At 56.8% G+C, this 21,750-nt stretch carries 18 protein-coding genes; 10 read left to right on the top strand and 8 right to left on the bottom strand.

Annotation, left to right across the window (positions count from 1 at the left end):
- The first annotated feature begins 200 nt into the window (after positions 1-200).
- The 6 genes from rpmH to rsmG all read left to right on the top strand — a co-directional run bounded on the left by rpmH (position 201) and on the right by rsmG (position 3,784).
- Positions 201-338 carry a 50S ribosomal protein L34 gene (gene rpmH, locus H2O17_RS11445; RefSeq protein WP_246311256.1) on the top strand — a complete coding sequence of 46 codons (138 nt, stop codon included), beginning with the start codon at positions 201-203 and terminating at the stop codon, positions 336-338.
- A gap of 3 nt (positions 339-341) precedes the next feature.
- On the top strand, positions 342-770 hold the full coding sequence (gene rnpA, locus H2O17_RS11440; RefSeq protein WP_182049782.1) for a ribonuclease P protein component: 429 nt from the start codon (positions 342-344) through the stop codon (positions 768-770).
- Entirely contained in the window at positions 767-1,105 is a 339-nt protein-coding gene (gene yidD / locus H2O17_RS11435; protein ID WP_182049781.1) for a membrane protein insertion efficiency factor YidD, read from the top strand. The genes rnpA and yidD overlap by 4 nt, the downstream gene beginning before the upstream one ends.
- Before the next feature lie 62 nt (positions 1,106-1,167).
- Complete coding sequence (gene yidC, locus H2O17_RS11430) at positions 1,168-2,358, top strand: membrane protein insertase YidC (RefSeq protein WP_182049780.1); 1,191 nt, start codon at positions 1,168-1,170, stop codon at positions 2,356-2,358.
- 93 nt (positions 2,359-2,451) lie between these two features.
- Complete coding sequence (locus H2O17_RS11425) at positions 2,452-3,051, top strand: Jag family protein (protein ID WP_182049779.1); 600 nt, start codon at positions 2,452-2,454, stop codon at positions 3,049-3,051.
- Positions 3,052-3,148: 97 nt separating this feature from the next.
- Positions 3,149-3,784, top strand: coding sequence for a 16S rRNA (guanine(527)-N(7))-methyltransferase RsmG (gene rsmG / locus H2O17_RS11420; protein WP_182049778.1), 636 nt, complete (start codon positions 3,149-3,151; stop codon positions 3,782-3,784).
- A 445-nt stretch (positions 3,785-4,229) separates the two neighbouring features.
- On the opposite strand, the gene H2O17_RS11415 is transcribed toward rsmG, so the two are convergent.
- Complete coding sequence (locus H2O17_RS11415) at positions 4,230-4,916, bottom strand: hypothetical protein (protein ID WP_182049777.1); 687 nt, start codon at positions 4,914-4,916, stop codon at positions 4,230-4,232.
- 1,642 nt (positions 4,917-6,558) lie between these two features.
- Between H2O17_RS11415 and H2O17_RS11410 the strand changes: the two genes are divergently transcribed.
- Together H2O17_RS11410 and H2O17_RS11405 are read left to right on the top strand one after the other, a co-directional pair.
- Complete coding sequence (locus H2O17_RS11410; RefSeq protein ID WP_182049776.1) at positions 6,559-7,512, top strand: ParA family protein; 954 nt, start codon at positions 6,559-6,561, stop codon at positions 7,510-7,512.
- A gap of 13 nt (positions 7,513-7,525) precedes the next feature.
- Positions 7,526-8,962 (top strand): ParB/RepB/Spo0J family partition protein, encoded by a 1,437-nt coding sequence (locus H2O17_RS11405; protein WP_182049775.1) that lies wholly within the window; start codon positions 7,526-7,528, stop codon positions 8,960-8,962.
- A gap of 86 nt (positions 8,963-9,048) precedes the next feature.
- On the opposite strand, the gene H2O17_RS11400 is transcribed toward H2O17_RS11405, so the two are convergent.
- The 7 genes from H2O17_RS11400 to H2O17_RS11370 all read right to left on the bottom strand — a co-directional run bounded on the left by H2O17_RS11400 (position 9,049) and on the right by H2O17_RS11370 (position 18,740).
- Complete coding sequence (locus H2O17_RS11400) at positions 9,049-10,029, bottom strand: D-alanine--D-alanine ligase family protein (RefSeq protein ID WP_182049774.1); 981 nt, start codon at positions 10,027-10,029, stop codon at positions 9,049-9,051.
- A gap of 249 nt (positions 10,030-10,278) precedes the next feature.
- A complete protein-coding gene (locus H2O17_RS11395) occupies positions 10,279-11,625 on the bottom strand; it encodes an aminotransferase-like domain-containing protein (RefSeq protein WP_182051063.1) in 1,347 nt (448 codons plus the stop codon).
- A gap of 266 nt (positions 11,626-11,891) precedes the next feature.
- A complete protein-coding gene (locus tag H2O17_RS11390) occupies positions 11,892-12,182 on the bottom strand; it encodes a hypothetical protein (RefSeq protein WP_182049773.1) in 291 nt (96 codons plus the stop codon).
- A gap of 62 nt (positions 12,183-12,244) precedes the next feature.
- Entirely contained in the window at positions 12,245-13,183 is a 939-nt protein-coding gene (gene trxB, locus H2O17_RS11385; RefSeq protein ID WP_182049772.1) for a thioredoxin-disulfide reductase, read from the bottom strand.
- A gap of 114 nt (positions 13,184-13,297) precedes the next feature.
- The gene (locus H2O17_RS11380; protein ID WP_182049771.1) at positions 13,298-15,592 is read right to left on the bottom strand and encodes a protein kinase family protein; all 2,295 of its coding nucleotides are present in this window, start codon (positions 15,590-15,592) and stop codon (positions 13,298-13,300) included.
- Positions 15,593-15,760: 168 nt separating this feature from the next.
- Positions 15,761-18,199, bottom strand: coding sequence for a DUF6049 family protein (locus H2O17_RS11375; RefSeq protein WP_182049770.1), 2,439 nt, complete (start codon positions 18,197-18,199; stop codon positions 15,761-15,763).
- A 1-nt stretch (position 18,200) separates the two neighbouring features.
- Positions 18,201-18,740 (bottom strand): NUDIX hydrolase, encoded by a 540-nt coding sequence (locus H2O17_RS11370; RefSeq protein ID WP_182049769.1) that lies wholly within the window; start codon positions 18,738-18,740, stop codon positions 18,201-18,203.
- A 114-nt stretch (positions 18,741-18,854) separates the two neighbouring features.
- Between H2O17_RS11370 and H2O17_RS11365 the strand changes: the two genes are divergently transcribed.
- On the top strand, positions 18,855-20,336 hold the full coding sequence (locus H2O17_RS11365; protein WP_182051062.1) for a CCA tRNA nucleotidyltransferase: 1,482 nt from the start codon (positions 18,855-18,857) through the stop codon (positions 20,334-20,336).
- Positions 20,333-21,649, top strand: a complete 1,317-nt coding sequence (locus H2O17_RS11360) for an MFS transporter (protein WP_182049768.1) — start codon at positions 20,333-20,335, stop codon at positions 21,647-21,649. The genes H2O17_RS11365 and H2O17_RS11360 overlap by 4 nt, the downstream gene beginning before the upstream one ends.
- Positions 21,650-21,750 lie beyond the last annotated feature (101 nt).

Below are 21,750 nucleotides of genomic sequence, written 5' to 3'. Positions count from 1 at the left end.
ATTGTGGATTAGTCACCAGATCTTTCATTACTTGTAACTGAAACGACCTTGATCGTGAGATAAGTGTCACCCAGAACCTAACGATCATTGATTTTCAACTGGAAGCTCGCGTAAAGTCAGCTAGTCACGTGTGCATGCTTGTGCACATATCAAGAGTGTGGGGTTCTCCCCACGAATCAACCAAACGTGGGAGTAGAACCGTGGTCAAGCGGACATTCCAGCCGAACAATCGCCGTCGCGCCAAGGTGCACGGCTTCCGCAAGCGCATGAGCACTCGCGCCGGCCGCGCAGTCCTCGCGAACCGCCGCAAAAAGGGTCGTTCGAAGATCTCGGCCTGAGCCTTGCTATCTGCCGACCACCGTATGAGGCGTTCGGCGGACTTCGCCAGTGCGTTCCATGGAGAACGCGGCGGAGCGAACCGAGTAGTGGTCTCAATTGAGACTGAGCCTGAGGAGTACCAAGCCGACCTTCACGGTGTGAAGGTCGGCTTCGTCGTGTCCAAAAGTGTGGGGAATTCGGTGGTACGCCACCGCCTTTACCGCCAGCTCCGGCACCTTATGAGGGATCGGCTGGATGTATTTGATGAGGGAAGCCTAGTGGTTATCCGCGCGCTTCCCGCAGCAAAGGACTCCTCTTCAGCTCAGCTTGGTAGGGACTTGGATATTGCGATCGCGAAGGCCAAGCGAAAACTGGCGCTCAGATCGAGCAAACGCTTGCAGCTGGCGACGTCGTCGTTGTCAGTAGATGCAGAAGGTTCATCAGGTTCATGAAGAATCCAGTGACCTTAGTCCTGATGGCCGGCGTTAAGTGGTATCAGAAGACCATCTCACCAGGGTTTCCCCAGCGGTGCCGTTACTCACCGACTTGTTCGCAGTACGCGTTGGAGGCGCTTCGGATTCATGGAGCGTTCAAAGGTACACTTTTGAGTGTCTGGAGAATTCTGCGGTGCAATCCGTGGAGCGAAGGTGGAGTGGATCGCGTACCGCCACGCGGATCATGGCCCACAAAACCACTCGATCACGATCAACTTCTTGCTCTCTATGAGGAAGAAGATATACGAAGTCAGTCCTCCCAAGGCCAACAAGGTCAGGGCGGCGAGGACTAGGGCCCAAAGCTCACCCAAATAGACGTGCGGGCGTCCGGCCCGCGGCAACCGAAAGAAGAACCGTGGATACAATCCTCCATCCTATTATGTGGCTCGTAGCTTGGGTCATGTACGGGATCCACAGCGGTCTCACCGCCCTGGGAATGTCCGGCGGCGCTGGGCCAGCGTGGGTTCTGGCCATCCTAGGTCTCACGATTACCGTGCGCCTTATCGTGCTCCCGCTTTACAACAGGCAAATCAACGCCTCGCGTCAAACGCAGGTACTTCAACCTGAGATCCAAAAGATTCAGAAGAAGTACAAGGGCAAGAAGGATCAAGTATCCCAACAACGCCAGCAGGAGGAACTCTCCGCGCTGTACAAGAAGCATGGCACCTCGCCCTTCGCTTCCTGTGCGCCGATGATCATCCAGATGCCGGTGTTGTTCTCCCTCTTCCGAGTGTTGTACGCATTCCCGCAGATTGCGGCAGGAACATGGCAGTCCGCTTCGCTTGGCCCAATCAATCAAGAGGTCGCAGAGCAGTTCCAAGAGTCCACAGTGTTCGGGGCTCCGCTTTCCGCATCATTCTCTGATCCAGGTTCGGCTCACACCACTACGGTCCGTGTGGTGGCAGCGGTACTCGTGATCTTTATGTGCCTTTCGATGTTCTACACGCAGAAGCAGCTGACGATGAAGAACATGCCCGAATCCGCCATGGATCCGAGCAACCCGATGTTCAAGACACAGAAGTACATGCTCTACGGAATGCCCTTGATTTACCTGTTCTCAGGTGTAGCTTTCCAGATCGGCGTGCTCGTCTACTGGGTTGCTGGCAACATTTGGAATATCGGTCAGCAGACGTGGTTTATCCGCAACAATCCGACCCCAGGTTCTCAGGCCCATCGTGAGCGCGAGGCGCGTATCCGCAAGAAGAGGCTTCGTCAAGGACTCTCCGAGGAGCAGATTGAGGAACTTGAGGAACAAGAATCTCGTGGTGGACAGCGCGAACAACCCATGGGCAAAGCTCGTGCGAAGAAGTCGGGCCAGAAGGAAAATGCTCTCGATTACGTCGCCCAGGCCGGTTTGGATGAGGTTGAGGCCGACGACGACGGCGTCGATGAACCCGGTGAAGCTCGCGGCAAGGACGGCTTGACCGACGCTGAACGTGCTCGCAAGCGCTATGAACGCCGTCAGGCGGAACGCGCGCGGTCTCAGGCCAAGGCACAGAACCGCCAAAAGAAGGCTAAGCAGAACAAGAAGCAGCGCAATTTCTAGTTAAGGTGTGCGCGGAAAGGTGATGTGCCGATCCGCAGATCCGATGGTTGGACGGTGCGAGCCGTGATAGCCGTCAGAAAGAAGGAAATCACGATGAGTGAGACCACCGACAAGGCTGAACTCATAAAGAGGCTTGACGAAGAAGGCGACATCGCCGCCGATTATCTCGAAGAACTCCTTGATATTGCCGACCTGGACGGCGACATCGAGATCTCGGTTGAAGCGGACCGGGCCTCGTTGGCGATCGTGACCGAAGACGGCTCTGACCGCCTCCTCAAGCGTTTGATTGGCCGCGATGGGAATGTTCTGGAATCGCTTCAGGAACTGACTCGGCTCGCGGTGCAGAGCCAGACAGGCGAACGTAGCCGCCTGATGCTGGATATCATGGGCTATCGTGCTGGTCACCGTGAAGAGATCGCAAAGATCGCACGCACGGCCGTTGCGCAGGTGGAGGAGTCCGGCGAAGAGCTGGCACTGGATCCCATGAATCCGTTTGAACGCAAGGTAGTTCACGATATCGTGGCTGAGGCTGGTTTGCTTTCCGACTCCTCGGGCGTGGGCGCTGGGCGCCACGTGGTTATCAAGCCTGCCGGATCTGAGGAGAACGCTGCAGCAGACGATTCCGAGTCCGCAGGTGTCACGGATGCTGATTCCGCGGATGAGTTCGAAGGATCTGCTGATAGCGCTGAATGATGCTAGGCTCTCCGGCTTACGAAGCTAGAGTGTTGTAGGTTTGGTGTGGCCTCGCGACGTTTTTCGCGAGGCCACACGTCTGTAGAGAAGGATAAGTATGGGTGAGGTCGAACAGCCACCGGTTGGTGGCGTCGAGCAATTCGGGCAGGATAAATGGGACCGCCTAGTTGCATTCGCTGATCTTATAGAACAAGAGGGTGAGAAACGTGGTCTGGTAGGACCCCGTGAACTCAGCCGCATGTGGACGCGTCATATCCTCAACTCGACTGCCATCTCAGAGTTCATTCCAAACGGGAAATCTGTGGTGGACGTTGGTTCCGGTGCCGGATTTCCTGGACTCATTCTCGCGATAATTCGCCCCGACCTGCAGCTGACGCTGGTGGACTCAATGGAGAGGCGCTGCGACTGGCTAAACTACGCTACATCTGAACTCGGCCTTGAGAATGTGACCATCAGGCTTGGTCGCGCAGAAGAGTTGGCGAGTGAAATTGAAGCTGACGTGGTGACCGCCAGGGCTGTTGCCGCCCTCAAGAAGCTCTTGCCATGGACGATGCCTCTTCTCAAGCCCGGAGGTTCCTTAGTGGCACTGAAAGGGATTCGGGTCGACGACGAGATCGACGACGCCGTTCATGTCCTTCGGAAGTACCGGGCGGAGTGGGCGGACGTGCACGTGGTGAAGACGTTTGGCTCGGATGAAGAGACACGGGTTTTGGTAGTTAAGAAGAAGGGATAGTGCTCCTTCTAGGAACCGATAGAGTGAACCAATCCTGTGCAGGCTCGCTTCTCTGAATGAGAAGAAGCCTAGTGCACTTGTGCTTTCACATCAGTGACGTGGTTCCGAAAAGTGAGTACTGGTAAAGGCTAGATGACAATGGCCCGCTGGAGCTTAAGGAGCTCGCTGCTGGGGTAGGGTCTTGCGTTGTGACAGGTGAACCAGTATGCGATGTGGGAGGGTGGGCTTCCGCTCTCACATATGTCAGGACAAGAAGCCGAGGTTGAGTTGGATACTCGCGCTCATTGTGGCGGATTTACGGTGTTCTATCGTTGATTGTATGTAAGGACTAAGTCCTTTTCTCGCTGAGTGGTCGTGTGGTCAGGTGGGCTCGACATTCTGCGTTCGACGGGGCTTGTGAACGGCACCAGCGTTCGTGCTGACGGAAACGCATTCAGGTTCAACCTCAGAGCTCATCACAGAGGATCGATGACGTTTCACGTGAAACGGCAAATTGGTGAGCTTCTTCAGCGTGTTTGCTGGAACTGTGATTAAGCACGTTCTGCGAGCGCAATGTGTTCAGGGTTCTCTGTTTCCTTATGCGAAGTCTGACGTTCATGTGCTGTGCCGTTTCACGTGAAACGACGGGTCGATCAATTCTCTCAGAGTGTTTGCTGGAACTGCGCTCGAGCACGTCCTCCTTGTACAACATGTTCTGGATTCTGTGTTTCCTTATGCGAAGTCTGACGTTCACGTTCTCTGCCGTTTCACGTGAAACGACGGGTCGATCAATTCTCTCAGAATGTTTGCTGGAACTGCGCTCGAGCACATCCGACTTGCACAACGTGTTCTGGTTGCTGTGTTTCCTCATACGAGGTTTGACGTTCACGTGCTGTGCCGTTTCACGTGAAACGACGGGTCGATCAATTCTCTCAGAGTGTTTGCTGGAACTGCGCTCGAGCACGTCCTCCTTGTACAACATGTTCTGGATTCTGTGTTTCCTCATGCGAAGTTTGACGTTCACGTGCTGTGCCGTTTCACGTGAAACGGGTTTGGCGCTGAGTTGTGCCGCGCCGCGCACAAAACAGGCGTCTGGAGCTACCTCGGAAAAGATGTGGCAGCTCGTTTGGCGTGGCTTGGCGTGGCAGGTCATATCCCACTCCTCTGAAGGGCAGTGCTTTCACACTTTCGAAGACTCTCCTGTTGAGGGTTGTCTCATCCACCGCTTAGGAACGAAAGCAGTTTGCGTACTGTTCGGCTGGGTTGCGGCCGCAGTTCTTCAGATGTGCACACGCAGAACCTTCATGTCCGGGTTGTGGCTTCAATTTGTGTGTACGTCAACAGTCTGTGTTTGCGGGCTGTCGGATCTTCAGGTGAGTGGCCTCAAGGTAGGCCACTTCTGCGGAAGACAAGAGATAGAACAGACGGCTGACGGATACAACGGTTCTGTGTGAATAGTGGGCGACGCCCAGCGTCTCCCGCAAAACTGTGGGCAGTCGGGTGCAATAACAGGTACGTGACGTCCTCGTGGTATCAAACGCAGTCACCTCGCAGCCCTTCATTATGAAGTTGTGATTGTTTCACGTGAAACGGGACAAGAAGATGGTCGGAAGCTCTACTCCTGGCACTTCACGTCAGGTAATCAGTTTCGGACGTAATGCTTGTGGCCCATCTCGAGCTCCAAACTCCAGACTTCTTCTGGGGCACGTGTTTTGCGACTCACAAGGGAAGCGTGCCTGTGATCTGATGAGGCATCGAGAGAACATGCGATTGAGTGACTGTCGCGGTGTGGCGCACACGGCCGTGGTGCAAGAACTCTGCACTACAGATAGTGGCGGCTTGAAGCGCGACGCGACATCCAACTGCGGCAGGGACCCTGCACTAGGAGTAGGCGTGGCTTGAAGTGTGGCCCGGCATGCCGACCGCGGCAGGGACTCTACACCAGAGACAAGCGACCATCAACAACTCAAGAATTGTAATGGGTATGCGCAGATACAGGTCTAAAGGTGGTGGAAGTTGCGGCGGCACGGAGGAATGACATGAGACTGCAAGAACTGTAATCGTGGGCTGTGGGCTGTGGGCTGTGGGCTGTGGGCTGTGGGCTGTGGGCTGTGGGTTGTGGGCTGTGGGCTGTGGGCTGTGGGTTGTGGGCTGTGGGCTGTGGGCTGTGGGCTGTGGGCTGTGGGCTGGCGGCCACGCGTCCGTGAACAAATCCACAATCGACCAAAGATGAGACCTACCGCGCCGAGTGCACCAACCAAACAAGAAGTAGCAACAGCGCAAACTTCGCAGGTCGTGCCGAACAGAATGAGACGATTCTGTGGAGTAATCGCGCAAACTAATCGGGCAATGGGAACAACGGGAGTCAGTTGAACTACGCAAACAGACCGTAGATAACAACGGCGCCAATCACGCCTGGGTCGATTGGGCAGGTTCCTCGTGTCACTAATATCATCGCGCCTCCCTCCTTCGTTAGGGTTGATGGAGGAGTGCTCGCGGACCGATTGAAGGTAGACTTAGCTGCAGACTGTTCCACGTGAAACGCCTGAGCAGGAAGTATCTCTAAGGCGCCATTGTATTTGCCACGTATCTAGCTTCTCTTAGTGCATCTCCGTTTCACGTGAAACATGACGCTCACGGCGGCCGGTGACTCCCAGAGAAGCGGGCTTTGATACACGCACAGCGGGCTCACAAATGGTAGTTGTGTTTCACGTGAAACGCGAGCGTGGCTGCGTGGGCAAGAGAATGCGTCTGTAACCTCGAGTAAGCTTGTTGTGACGACGAGAAAGGGCAACATGGGCGATCCCCGGAAAATTGCTAAAGCCAACACTGCAACAACTTCGGAATCGAAGACGGATTGGGACAGGCTCTCCCTAACGGACACGCCGCTCGCATCTGAGCTGGCACACGATATGGAGCTGCTCTCGCGCGTCCAAGCACATCCAGTCCCACGCCCCGCGCAGACTCGGATCGTTGCGGTAGCCAATCAGAAGGGTGGCGTTGGCAAGACCACCACGGCGGTCAATCTCGCCGCTGCATTGGCCGAAAGCGGACTTCGAGTACTGGTCGTGGATTCGGACCCACAAGGGAATGCAACTACAGCCCTCGGAATTGAGCGAGTCGAGGGAATGCCATCACTGTATGACGTGTTCCTCGGCAGGAAGACGATGATGTCGACCCTTCGCCAGAATGACAAGTACGCAAGCTTGCTGGTCGTACCGTCAAGTATCGACCTTGCGGCCGTAGATGTGGACCTGGCAGACGCTGATGACCGCCGAACTAGGCTGAAAGTTGCAGTCGATAGCCTTCTCCTGGAACTGGAGGAGCTCGACAGGCACATTGATTATGTGTTCATTGACTGTCCGCCTTCGATGTCACTTCTTCCTATCAATGCGCTTATCGCCGCGAAAGAAGTCCTCATTCCGGTCCAATGTGAGTACTACGCTCTCGAGGGTCTGACTCAGCTCTTGCGAACCATTGATAGTGCGAAGCAGGCAGCGAACCCAAGCCTTGAGGTCTCCACGATTGTCTTGACCATGGCCTCGAAGAACACAAATCTGAGTGCTGAGGTAGCGGAGAACGTGCGCGAATACTTCCCTCAACAGACGCTGGACACTGTGATACCACGCTCGGTTCGAATTGCAGAGTCGCCGTCATACGGCGAAACGGTTATCTCATATGCGCCTCGGTCAAGTGGGGCTATCGCATATCTAGCTGCAGCCAACGAACTTGCTAACCGGGGCAGATAAGGGAGTTTTCGAAATGGCAGAACGGCGGCGTGGGCTTGGGCGCGGAATTGGCGCGCTTATCCCCGAAAGTCAGCAAGAAGCTAAAGAGAGCCCGGTCGATGTCTTCTTTGGTATCGGAGCGGCCACAGTAGAAGACTCTGTGAATGTTTCACGTGAAACAGCACAAGCGGGTATCACTCAGTCAACTATCAGTTCGGGCTCCGAGGCACCGAAAACTCCCCATTCAACCACATCAGAAGAGGAACCAGAGAAGCCTGTGAATCAGAAGCGTGCCAGCATCAAACGAGTCTCACTCAAGGATCGCGAGGCCACAATTGGCCAAGGAATCGTAGAGTCTGGCTTGCATACACCTGATGGTACGCAGCTGCGAACCAACCTGAAAGAATCGGCGCTAGACATCGCCCTCTACAACCCGCGGCAGGGCCAGACTGATCAATCGCGCGAGTTAGCGAATAGCGAGAAGCTCAATTCGCACGGAAATAACGTCGCGACTGCAGACGATTCCACGCTAGGCACGGACCAGAGCATTGACTCAAATGAACTAGTGGCGGTGCCGGGAGCTTCTTACGCGGAGCTTCCCATAGATTCAATCGTGCCGAACCAAAGACAACCTCGAAACGTCTTTGATGAAGATGAACTTCAAGAGCTTGCGGACTCAATCGCGGAAGTTGGAGTGCTTCAACCGGTTATCGTCCGACCATTGGATGCCCCCATTCAGAATGCGCCAGACGCCAGGTATGAACTCATTATGGGTGAACGCCGCTGGCGTGCTTCACGTCTGGCGGGCCAAGCTACGGTACCCGCCATCGTGCGGCGCACAGCTGATGAGGATCTGCTCCGGGATGCACTCCTTGAGAATCTGCATCGTGCTCAGCTCAACCCGCTGGAAGAGGCCGCTGCCTATCAACAGCTTCTTGAGGACTTCCACTGTACGCAGGAAGAGCTTTCCCGACGCATAGCTCGATCGCGCCCGCAAATCTCCAATACATTGCGACTCATGAAGCTTCCTCCGTTGGTGCAGCGGCGAGTAGCCGCCCAGGTAATCTCAGCTGGGCATGCACGCGCCCTGCTTGGGCTGTCCGACCCAGCGGCAATGGAACGATTGGCTCAGCGCATCGTCGCGGAAAACCTTTCCGTTCGCCAAGTTGAAGAAATCGTGGCACTTGGAGACGAACCGGCTGTAATGCCTCAAATCAAGCGCCGCGCAGCGCGTTTCGCCCCGGAGTTCAGAGAGCTCTCATCAAGGCTTGGTGATCGATTCGATACCAAGGTCGCGGTGAACATGGGCCAACGAAAGGGAACTATTCGAATCGACTTCGGTTCGATGGAAGATCTCAACAGGCTTATTGAACTTCTAGCACCTGGCGAAGAAGGCATCGATCAACCGGCAACTAACGGCACGGAACAACACAACGATTCGGTGAGTGAAGCTCCTGAATCTGGCTTCTAGCGGTTAGATACGTCGGTTGTACATGTTCAATGAAGCCGATTGATTCCAGCTGTCACAACAAAGGGCAGCGCATGCATCCCAGGGATCTAGGCTGTGGTAGTTTCACTTCCCGCTGCGCCCACCGTTGCTTCGATGATACGGGCATACACCTGGCCGGGAACGATCTCTTCGTCCTGTGCATATGATGCGACTGCCTGCGGGAACAGGGACGTCTCAGTGGTTCCTGGGGCAACGTTGACGTCAAGAACACGGATCGTGCCGTCCTCTTCAAGAATGATGTCAGTGCGCGAAATCTGACCGAGGCCTAGCACGGCGTGAACCTTTTCTGCGGCTTGCTTGACGGCATCCAACGTCTGAGCGTCTAGGCGAGCAGGAACAAAGTACTCGGAACGTCCAGCGTTGTAACGTGCGTCATAGTCATAGGGGCCGTCAGTCACAATCTCAACTGGAGGCAAAGCACATGGCGTTCCATCCAAGTTCAGAACAGAAACGGCAATTTCGCGTCCTACGATGTACTGTTCGATCCGGGCTTCATCACCGTATGCATAGCAATCCACCATCGCGCCAGGCAATGCTGCGCCGCTCTCCACAATCGTGACTCCCAGAGCCGATCCGCCCTGAGCGGGCTTCACGACCAAGGGGAATCCAAACTTGTTCTTAATGAGATCAAGGACTGGTGCCACGCCCACTTCACGAAGCAGAGTCTGCGGGAGCGTCATCGATTCAGGTACAGCCAGCCCCTCGCGAGCGAGGATTGCACACGCGACGGCCTTGTCAGAGGCCATGCGGCAGGCAGCAGGCGTTGAGCCAACATAGGGAATCCCAGTCAAAGTCAGCAGATCCTGAAGTGAGCCGTCCTCGCCTGTTGAACCATGCAACAACGGCCACACCACGTCAGGAGCCATAGCGTCCAGCGTTTGGATGAGGCCCGCGTCCACATCGAGAAGCTTGACCTGCATACCTGCTTCACGCAAGACAGTAGCCATCCTGCGCCCTGAGTGTAGCGATACCTCGCGCTCATGAGTCAAACCACCGGCCAAGATTGCCACGGTGAGTGGCTTTGTCATGACTGCCTCCTCGTCAAGGGCACACAATCTGTGCCATTTCTCAGTTGCCTTGGGACTTGGGGCCGAAATCGGTGCGGAACCGTTGAACCCCAAGTCCAAATCTACTTCGGTTGTGAAACTTACAAGGTTGGATACCTTGTTCGCTTGGTCTAGTTACTTGTCTGGTCTGGCTGGTGCTTGATGATCTGTTCTTTGATGGTCCGGTCAGGTTACTGTTCGCTCATCCAGCAGCCGATGGCTGCTGACACTCTAGAACGTATCGGGAGTTGGTCCCTCAAGTTGCGCTGCCGGTGGCATGTTCCTATCTTTAACCCCAAACATATCCACCAACTCCAGCTCGCTGCTTATGACCATAGACAAGCGTCTGACGCCTTCTTCAATCTGTTCCGGGGTGGGATAACAGAAGGAGAGACGCATGTGGTCATGGCCTTGTCCGTCGGCATAGAACGCTGTACCAGAAACGTAGGCAACCAAGTTCGTAACCGCGCGGGGCAACATCGCATGTGCATCCAAGCCCTCGGGAAGTTTCACCCAGGTATAGAATCCTCCCTCGGGTTTGGTCCACGTGCACATGGGCAGATGTGTTTCGAGTGCGTGTTGCATAGCTTGACCACGCTCGTGATACATTGCCCGGTACTCCTTGACCTGCTGGTACCAGTCATACGTCTTGAGATACTCAGCGATGGAAAGCTGACCGAAGGTGGTTGGGCACAGAAGTGCGTTCTCGTTTGCCAAGGTCAAGCGGGCTGTAACAGCTGCCGGTGCCAGTGCCCACCCCACGCGATAGCCTGGTGCGAATGTCTTAGAGAAGCTTCCCAAGTAGACGACGCCGTCGGGATTGAATGTCTGAATTGCCGGAATCGGATCGCCGTCAAATCCAAGCAGACCGTAGGGATTATCTTCAACGATGAGCACGTGGTGGCGCTTGCAGATCTCAGCAATGCGCGGGCGCCGCTCTGCGGACAAACAGACGCCGGCAGGGTTGTGGAAGTTTGGGATTGTGTAGAGGAACTTGACGGGCCGGCCCTCGTTATCGAGTCGCGTCAGTGTGTCTTCGAGTTCCTCGGGAATGAGGCCGTCTTCGTCCATCTGAACGTGTACAACATTGGCCTGGTACGCCCTAAATGTGCCAAGCGCGCCAACATACGATGGTGCTTCGGCAATGACTACATCACCTGGATTAAGGAAGATCTCAGAAATAAGGTCAAGCGCTTGCTGCGAACCGGTGGTGACTGTGATGTCATCCGGATGGCCCCGAACGCCGTCGGGGCGCATGACCTCAGCAATCATCTCGCGGAGCTCTTCTTCGCCCTGACCTGGCCCATATTGGAGGATCTTCGTTCCACGGTCACGGATGAGCCGGGCGGACATCTCTGCAAGAAAATCGAGCGGCAGCCCAGCGATATTGGGCATGCCTCCGGCAAGAGAGACAACCTCCGGGCGGTTTGCGACGGCGAAGAGTGAACGAACCTCAGACTGCTTCATGCCAAGGGCACGATCCGCGTAAGTGTTGAACCACGGATCCAGACGAGTGCCAGCAGCGGCGGCTGCTGCGTGACGTTCTCCCGCGTTGCCGTTGCTCCTCGCCCTGTCCATGGTGCTCATCGCATTCTCCTTGGAATCAATGGGCCCGAATTCCTCAGGCCCTCATCTGGCGCCGCCAACCCCTTGTGGGTTGAGACTAAGCCCAGACAGAACCCAAGTCTGCCACGTTCGCGCGCGGGCGCGGGTATCGACGTACGGATCAAGATAGCTGAGTGCGCAACTCCGCAACGGGTTCGAGGAGCGACGTAGGCATCACATCAACCAGCCACCGCACGAACAACCGCAAGTGACCGCACATCCAACGGCAAGTCGCTGCGCTATTTGCCGACTTCGGGAAGGGCGGCAATGATGTTCTGGCGAATCACGAGTTTGGGCAGCTGCCCGACCATGCGTGCTATCTCGTTTCCCACCAATGCATCACCCTCCACCAGAGAGATGATCGGAACAAAGTCAACTGAGGCCAAAAGCTCTGTGGATACGCGCGGTGCACTGGCCGCAGTTTGCTGATTGACCTCTTCGTCGTCGATATCAACGACGACGCCCTCCACGGTTATGTCCGAACGGAGTCGGGCAAGGTCGCGGAGCGTTTCGTCGAAAATGCGCCGCATGGGTATGCCGGGATCACACCACTGGGCCGTGAAGAAAACGAGCGTGTATTGGGAGGCCAAGGTCAGGAAGCGAGGCTCTCAATGTAGCTTTGTGCGTCCAGAGCTGCGCGGCAGCCCGTACCGGCCGCAGTAACGGCCTGACGGTAGATATGATCCACGACGTCGCCGCAGGCGAACACGCCGGGCACATTGGTAGAGGTGGAGGGCTCATCTGTGAGAATGTATCCGTTCTCATCCAGATCAACTTGCCCGCCAAGGAAACTGGAACGCGGCTCGTGACCGATCGCAACGAAAAGCCCGGAGACGGGAAGCTCACTTTGCTCGCCCGTCTGAGTATCCTCAAGGAGGGCCACCTGCAAGCTTCCCTCGCCCTTCAGATCAACCACCTTTGAGTTCCAATGGACCTTGACGTTAGGTTCGGCAAGGAGCCGGTCTGCCATGATCTTAGAAGCACGCAGCTGGTCGCGCCGGTGTATGACGTGCACGGTTGAACCAAAGCGAGCTAGGAAAAGAGCCTCGGTGACGGCCGAATCGCCGCCACCTACAACTGCGATTTCTTGCCCCTTGAAGAAGAAACCGTCGCAGGTGGCGCAGTATGAAACGCCCTTGCCGGAAAACTGCTGCTCGCCTTCGATACCAAGCTTCTTGTACTCGGAACCAAGCGCCAGAATCACGGCTTTGGCCCGATACACACCGTCTTCTGTGGTGACCACCTTGATTTCGCCGGCCAAGTCCAGGCTGACGGCGTCCTCGAAGAGTACTTCAGCACCGAACTTTTCGGCCTGTACCTGCATTTTCTCCATGAGATCTGGTCCCATAACGCCCTCGGGGAAACCCGGGAAGTTCTCAACTTCCGTGGTGGTCATGAGTGCACCGCCCGCGTCCAAAGAACCAGCAACAACAAGTGGATTGAATCCTGCGCGCGCCGTGTAAATTGCGGCCGTCCATCCAGCGGGACCGGATCCGACGACGACGACGTCGCGTACAGTTTCCTCGTTCATCAGTTACGTCCTTTCGAAGTTGCTACACGTCTCAACGCGAAAGCGCGCGAGGTATTCCTGAATCGGTTGCGGAACGCGCCACGTCTCACAGCTTGAGGATGCGCGTGCTCTGCATCATTGAACAGTGATCTCAGCAAGATCGATGCGGTACTGCCCATCTGGATCGGTTGGCAAAGAGTTGAACCAGAGAATAATCGTGCTGGTCGCCTGCGATTCGGACGGCTTGAGCGAGGTAGAGGAAGACATCGAGCCCTCTGCCAGAACAGTGCCCGTGCTAGGTGCGGCCGCCGTGGTGTCAAGCCACTGGACGTTTCCGCCGCTTCCGTTTACCTGAAGGATGACCTCGTTGACCTGTGCTTCCTCTGTGAGCTGGATTTCAAGCCCGATACCTTCCTTGCCCACGAAGCTCGGGTTTGAATACCACCACGAGCGCCAAGATGTGGAGGCGTCGCCGTCGTATGCATTGACAACCGTTGAGGGGCTGTCCTGCGTGTCCACTGTGGAGGGGTCGAGCTCAGCGGCTTGTGGGTTCAGAAGAGTCACTGACGAGATGGTTGGGGCTGGAAGCGCTGCGGTAGTTGTGGCGGGCGCACTTGGGGATTCGGAGGCACTGCTTGATGCAGATTCTGAGGGAACTGCCGAGGCGGTCGAAGAGGAGGACGGTACCTGCGGCGGATCCGTAAGCGTGTGCACGGCCCAAGCACCTGAGAGTGCGACCAGAATTATCGCCCCAGCCACGAACACCTTCGACGGGTTGTAGCGGCGTTTGCCTGAATCATCGCTCTGCGGGGCGGGTGCGCGCGGCGGTATCTGGGCAGCGCCTTGCTGAGGCTGAGTGCGTTCAGGTGATGGAAACTGCGGCTTCATCGACAAACCTTGATTGTGGGCGGTTCCAACGGGCGGCGTTGGTTCGGCTTGTGTGGGACCCATGGCAACGGTGGCGGCCATGGGTGGAACTTCCACTCTAGTATCGCTGGTGGCAGGCGCTATTGGTGATCCTGCCTCGAGGTTCACAGAAGAGTCTAGGACCTGGCTTGTTGGCGGTGCATATGGCGTCTGAATGACCGTGGTGGCGGGTTCATTGGGAGCCATACTCTCCTGAACTGGTGCCTCAGCCAGATCTTGATCGGTCGAGGATTCGCCGAACGTGTGATTCTCAGAGTCGTTCGAGGTGGCGGAGGACGCTTGGTCTGCCTCGAAGACCTCAGGTGATGCGTGGGCTGGTGATCGCGGAGTGTCTGCTCCGGAGGCAGAAGCTCCGGCACTTCCAGCAAGTCCAGCTGCGCCTGCTGCGCCTGCTGCGCCTGCTGCGCCTACTGCGCCTGCTGCGCCTGCTGCGCCTGCTGCGCCTGCTACGCCTGCTACGCCAGCCGCGCCAGCCGCGCCGGCAGCAGCCTGCAGTAGCGATGCGCGACCTGCTGGATCTAGAGATTCGGGAGAGACAGAGGGCCACTTGGGGCTCAACGGAGACGATTCGGTAGCAGCCACACGATTCGCATCAGTGTGTTTCACAGGCGTGCCGTTCGATGCCTCTCCGCGCAGTTCTGCGTTGAACTCCTCCGTGTTGCTGCCAGAAAGGTTCGCTGCTGCTTCCTGAACTGGCACGGAATCGTCATTCACGCGGTGACCTGCCCACGAATGCATGCTTAGCCGTGGCTGATCAATGCGACCCCACGGAACGAGTTCTCGGACAAGGTCACTTGTGGACAGAGCACCCTGCCCATTGAATTCCCTGATGAATGCGGTACGAAGGCGCTCTGGAAGCTCTAGGTCGCTTGTTCCGGCTTCGACGGCTGAGGCAATCTGCTGTTCGCTCGGATGGGGGTGCCCGATCAGCATTGCTGCGGCAAGTGCCACCACGCCTTTGGCCTCAAGACGATCCTCTTCCGAACTGAGCTCTGCGGTGTTTCGTCCGGCAAGCGCAGCCATGATTCCTAAGCCGTCCACATACACCTCGCCTGAACTGTCAATCCACACAGAATCTGACGTCAGGTGTAGATGGCGAATACCCTGGTCGCGAGCGTCAGCAAGAATCGAAGCAACCTCGCCTGCTAGAGCATGCACTTGATCGGCGGGCACCTGCGCTCCAGTAAGGAAAGAACTGAGTTGCGCTCCAATCGGAATCTCCGTGCAGATGAATGGGAAGAGACTCGAATCAGTGCTGTCAGCAACTGAGCGCACACGAACGGTATGTGCATTGTCCAGAAGTGCTGTGCGGCGTGCCGCATCCAGTGCATCGGCAGTGGTTGGTGCCGCAGGATCGAGCATGATGAGCCGCACTCGCTTGCTCAACAGCGTATCCGTGGCGTACCACAGCCGGGCCGATTCGATTCCCAACTGGTTAGGGGTTGGCTCGACCAACTGGTAGCGCCGGGCGATGAGCTGACCTGCTTCACCAAGTTGATTCAACGTGCATCCTCCAAGTAATGGCACAGAGTGGGTGCAGTCCGCGCCCACAAAGCATATTCTTCGCCGATTCTATCCGGAGTGCCACAAAGAATTCTGCGAACGCGCTTCCGTCACAGTGCGGGAGGTTGTGGGAACTGGTAGCGCCGCTAGAGGGAACTGGTAGCGCCGCTAGAGGGAACTGGTAGCGCCACGATCATCGGCAGCGTCGGAATCCTTGTAGGCGACGTCGTCGGCAGAAGGTAGATCGGCCTCGCTACGCGGGCCGCGCCGCAACGAACGAACAACTCCCAACACCAGAACCAAAGCAAGAAGTATGGCCACGATCAACGTGCCAACATTCTCCCAATCCGCACGCACGCGAATATCGAAAGCTTGGGATACTCCGACTACCTCGCCGGATGGGCTGAGCACGTTGACAGTAACCGATGCGTTTCCAGAACCGGTGGCTTCAACAGGAATCATCACCTTGGTGGTTGAGTTAGCCGGAATAGTGACGGCTACGGCCTTTCCTGGACTGATACGGACGTCCTTACTCTCCAAGCTGACCACTACCCCAACGTCCACCGGTAGATCGTTCGTTACGTGTATTGGCAGTTCGGTGGCCTGGGAAATGATATTGATAGCGGAGGACTGCTCAACGCTGATCGCCGTGGATAAACTCGACGCCACGTCCAGTAGTTCGCTGAGTTTTTCAGCACGTCCGGATTCGTTGGAGCGCCAAGCAGTGGCAGTCAATTGCTGCACAACCAGAGAGCTTGGTGTTGTGATCAAACTGGACTCTGCGGCGAGGTTCGCCACCGAAGATATTCTTGTGAATGCAGATTCCGAAGCTGAGATTTCTGTGGCGGTGACTGTGCCCGTGGCATCCGTGCTCGCCGGCAGGCTTTCGCGCGGTGAGGTTGAAGCCGTCAAACTGAGCATGTCGGATACCGTGGTCGGCTGCACCCACGGCGCACTCATGAGTGCGCTTATGGTGGCGGAGAGGTTTTCTGCGGCGAGCGCATCGTCTCCCTCGGCTTCAGCAGGGTCCGTGTTTCCGTAATGGAGAACGCCTGATCGGTCCACGGCCAACAGCACTGCGCGTGAGTCATTGGGCCGTTCGCGATACGTCACCGCGGAAAGGGCCACAACGAGCTGCTGCGAGTCAAGTGCGGTCAAGTTGATCGGATCATCGCTGGTTGCAGTGGAGTGATCTTCCTCGACCAGTACGCCAGCCAGCGCTGCCGAAATTGTGGCATCTGTAGCGAGTGCTGCGATGGAACGTGCCGACCCCTCCTCAGCAGAGACTCCTGAGTCCGCCACGGAGATATCTGTGCGCGCGCTGGGTGTGTAGTAGCGATATCCGGTCGGGGTTACTTCATCTCCAGCGACGACGACGCCGCCCACTCCAGCAGTTACCAGAGTTGCGAGCGTGTCCTGATCGGCGCTGGGGGTGGAAACCGCGATGTTTGACAGAGCGGTAATACCTGTTGGTGCCACAGTTCCAGAGGCCGAGGAGTACATGGAAATGAGCGTGTTGCCGCGGTTCGCTTGAATGAGTGCCGTGGCATCCGCATCCTGTGAGGGCATGAGGATCAGCTGAGATCCGCTCGTGGACGTGAACTCGCGCAGAGCGGCGGTGCTCAGCGATGACGAAGAATCGCCAGTGGAACCATCTTCGGCCGAAGCATCGCCAGTGGAACTGGCTTGGGCAATGGATTCTGGCTGCAATGCGACCGTTACGCCATTAATGGATAGTGCGCTCAGAGTTGTAGAAAGTCTGGATTCGTTGCTTCCTGAGGGGGACTCAGGGTCAGCAGATTCAGATGACTCAGCAGATGGAGAAGCGCTCTGCGTAGCGTCCACGCTTTGTGTGGGGCTTGCTGAATCTGCGGAGTCAGTGGTCGCATCCTCTGTTGGTTCGTCGGTGGGTTCCTCACTGGGCTCCGGCGTCGTCTCCGTGCCAGCGGCCAAGTTGGTGGCGATCGTATCCTGCAACGTGGAGGAGGAACTCATCTCTGTGGCAGAGACATTGAGGGGCACCACAACACCCGTCGGCATAGGAGTGAGTGTGTAGCTTGGAGTGGCCACCACTACGCTGCGGTCCGATAACCTACTGCCATCTGAGAGCGTCACCGACATTTCCACCCCATGGGGACCCCACACCGCCTCGCTTGTTCCCCACCTGAGGGAGTCCCGATCAACAGTGAATGAGAAGGTAATGGACTCACCGGCTGCTACTACGCGTTCGGTCGGGTCCGAGGCCAGCTGGTCTAGCGCAACAGCGTTGCCTCTCATGAAGTTGAGCAACCGCGTGCGGGTGAGCGCTGACTGCCGTTGCCCCCACAGTGATTCTTCTGTCACGGTGAACGGCTCTGTGCCGGGGTTGGTTACTGTCGCTTCAACCGTGAGATCTTCATCCGGTTCGAGCAGAGAATCGCCAACGGACGTAATAACGATCGAGGGATCAGTGGATGTGATGGCCGCAGTTTGTGATGTGGGCTCGGAAGTGACGGCCTGGCTGGACGACGCCGTCGTCGGCTCCGCTTGTGCTGGAGCCAACGCAACCGAACACGAAATCGCTATTGCTGAAACACATGCCGTGACTAGGCGTTTGAGGTTTGCCATGTCATTCCCGTCCCATCAGAATGTCGCGAGCATGCGCCACAATGCGGCGTTCGTTTGGGTACGCGAGGCGAGAGGAAACGCGATCCAGAAGAACCCATTCAACCTTTTCTGCTTCACGATCCGGGTCATTCTCTGTTGTCAGCTCCCCCGAAAGTGCTTCTAAGAGGAAGTGGTGGACTTCTTTGTGGACGCGGCGATCGGTCCCAGAGAACCAGTAATCGATGGTGGCCAAGTGCTTGAGGATCCGCCCGGTGATGCCGGTCTCTTCAGAGATCTCGCGAATGGCAGCCTGCTCAGCCGTTTCAGTTCCTTCAAGGTGCCCTTTGGGAAGGCACCATTCGAGGCGTCCGCCGCGATTCCTGCGGGCGATGACGGCTGCGTAGGCCTTACCGCCCTGGACCGAGATAACCACGCCGCCAGCACTTGTTTCATTGACCACGGGCAGCGAATGGCGTCGAGCAGCAGCCTGGTATGAGGCCGCGCTACGCCTCCACTGCTGATGCCGGCCATGCGGTGCCGGCAAGGGTGATTGTCTCGACATATCTCACAACTGTAGTGATGTGTCCCGGCGCATGTGCCCGGCGAGGGCTGCTCATGGCACCCTTATAGGGTGACAGAACGCGAAGTAGGCAATGAGTCGGAACAACTGACGGATATGGGGCAGGTGAATCGCCGCGCCCATTTGCTTGTGCAGGGGCAACGGACGCTGGGCAATCTTCCTAGCGCCATATATGAACTAGGAACCATTTTCGCAGATGCGGGACACGAATTGGCACTTGTGGGTGGTCCAGTTCGAGACGCCTTCCTTGGCCTGCCTATTCATGACTTCGATTTGACCACCTCGGCGCGTCCTGATGAGACCGAATCCTTGCTTGGTTCATGGGCGTCCACCACGTGGGATATTGGCAAGGAGTTCGGCACAATTGGTGCGCAACTGGGCAGCTTAACCGTTGAAGTCACAACATATCGCTCGGATGTGTATGAGATAGGCTCACGCAAACCAGAGGTCGATTTTGGCGACAACCTGGAGGGCGATCTTACTCGCCGTGACTTCACTGTCAATGCGATGGCAGTGCGCCTCCCGGGCATCGAACTCGTGGATCCATGTGGCGGACTAGACGATTTGGTGAATGGTGTTCTGCGCACTCCAGTGACTGCGCGTCAGTCTTTCGACGACGACCCGTTGCGCATTATGCGCGCCGCCCGGTTTACCGCCCAACTCGGTTTTGATGTTTCTGCCGACGTCATGGAGGCAATGGGTGAGATGGCTGAACGCCTCACGATTGTCTCTGCAGAAAGGATCCGTTCAGAGATAGAACGGATGATGCTGGCACCTAGTCCTCGCCGCGGAATCGAGCTCATGGTGTATACGGGCGTGGCTAGCATCGTGCTTCCCGAGGTTGCCGTCTTGCAGCACACTGTGGATGCCCAGCATCGCCACAAAGACGTGTACGAACACACCTTGACGGTGGTGGATCAGGCGATTGCATTGGAGTCCCAGCCGTTGGGGCCAGATGGCGCGCTGGCCGCCCCTCTGCCTGCTCCTGATCTTGTGCTTCGGCTGGCCGCTTTGTTCCATGACATCGGAAAGCCTGCCACCCGCCAATTTGAATCGAACGGCACTGTCACCTTCCGCGCCCATGACATTGTTGGTGCGAAGCTCGCAGGCAAGCGGATGCGGGCCTTGCGTTTTGACAAGCAGACTGAAAAAGATGTGTGCAAGCTGGTGAGCCTGCACTTGCGTGCCTTCGGATATTCAGAGGGAGATTGGTCTGATTCAGCTGTGCGCCGCTTTGTACGTGATGCTGGTCCGCTTCTCTCGCGCCTTCTCCGCCTGATTCGGGCGGACATCACGTCCCAAAACGCGCGCAAGGTGGCCGCACTTCAGGCAGCTGGTGACAAGCTTGCTTCGCGGATCGTGGAAATCGCTGATCAAGAGGAACTGGATGCGATTCGGCCAGACCTTGATGGCGCAGAGATCATGGAGTTGCTCCACCTCAAGCCTGGACCGGCTGTGGGTAAAGCACGCACCTTCATGCTCAACTTGCGCCTTGACGAGGGTCCGCTGGAGCACGACGACGCCGTCCAGCGCCTTCTGGCCTGGTGGAGCGAAAACCACGAGGAGATCACAGCATGAGACTTGTTGAGGATCTCAAGGTTCTTGCTCAGAAGAGCGGTTTTCAGAAGCTGCTCGGGGTGCGCTTAGTATCCCAATGTGGTGATGGCATGCTCCAGGCTGGTTTGGCCTCGCTGTTCTTCTTCAGCCCTGAGTCCGCCACCGATGCCGCAGGCGTAGCTTCCGCGCTCGTGGTCATGCTCCTGCCGTTCTCGATTGTTGGGCCGTTCACCGGTCCGTTCTTGGACCGGTGGCGCCGCAGGCAGGTTCTGGTGTTCGGCAATCTCCTCCGCGCGGTCCTCGTGGTAGGGGTAATCCTTGCCCTAGAAGTATTCGGCGAAGGTCTGCCGGTCTACATTCTTGTCCTTGTAGCTCTGGGTATCTCGAGGTTCATGCTCTCAGGGCTCTCGGCAGGTCTGCCAATGGTAGTGGGGTCAAAGGAACACCTCCTTATGGCCAACTCTGTGGTTCCCACGTTGGGTGGAATTGCAACAGGGGTGGGGGCCGTGATCGGCTTCCTGCTCAGGCTTTTCATCTCCGAGGGCGATGCGCAACAGTCAGCTTCTTTGGTGATCGCTGCACTGTTGTTCTTTGCTTCTTCTTTTGTGGCGCGTGCGCTTGGGCCTGATGAGCTTGGCCCCGAGAAGCCAGATCTCACGTCGTCGTTGAGAGGTCAGGTTTCGGCTGCAGCCATGGACTTGGTCAAAGCGGTGCGCTACCTCGTTCGTCGGGGAACTCCGGGACTGGCGCTCTCCACAATGGCCTTGCATCGCTTCGTATATGGAATGCAGCTCATTACGATCATTCTTGCTGGCCGGAATCTCTTAGTAGATTCCACGGATGCCAATGCTGGCTTGGCCGCCTTCGGAACGCTCATGGCCGCCATGACGATCGGTCATTTTGGAGCGGTCCTACTCACTCCTATCGCACACGAGCGAATGGCGCCATCCACGTGGATAGTCGTCTGCTTGTTGGGGGGCACGGTGGGTCAGATCATCATCGTTATCTCACCAGCGCAGATCCCGTTTGTCATTGGGCTTTTCATCTTCGGGATTGGTGTTCAGGGCGCGAAGATCGCAGTGGATACGATTGTCCAAACAGACACCGCGGACGCATACCGCGGCCGAGCATTCTCCATCTATGACGTGCTCTTCAATGTTGCCGAATGTGTGGCAGCAGGAATCTCTATCATCTTTCTGCCTAATACGGGGTGGTCGCGGCCAGTCCAGATCTTCCTCATTGTCTTCGTCTGGGTTGTGGCACTGAGCTATCGCCGCGTCGTCCGGATGCTTAACAACGTACCGCGCGAGGTCGAAGATCCGGACCTGATCTAGGAATCGTTGCGAAGCTGCAAGGAAGGGATGGAAAGCATGTGACTGCTTTCCATCCCTTCCTTGTTGTCCGTAGTGCGCGGCGGCGAACTTCACCGCCGCGC

Origin of the sequence: Changpingibacter yushuensis (assembly GCF_014041995.1) — a bacterium.
GTDB classification, from domain to species: domain Bacteria; phylum Actinomycetota; class Actinomycetes; order Actinomycetales; family Actinomycetaceae; genus Changpingibacter; species Changpingibacter yushuensis.
Note: the sequence above shows the minus strand (reverse complement) of the source record. Positions and strands in the feature narration are given on the sequence as shown.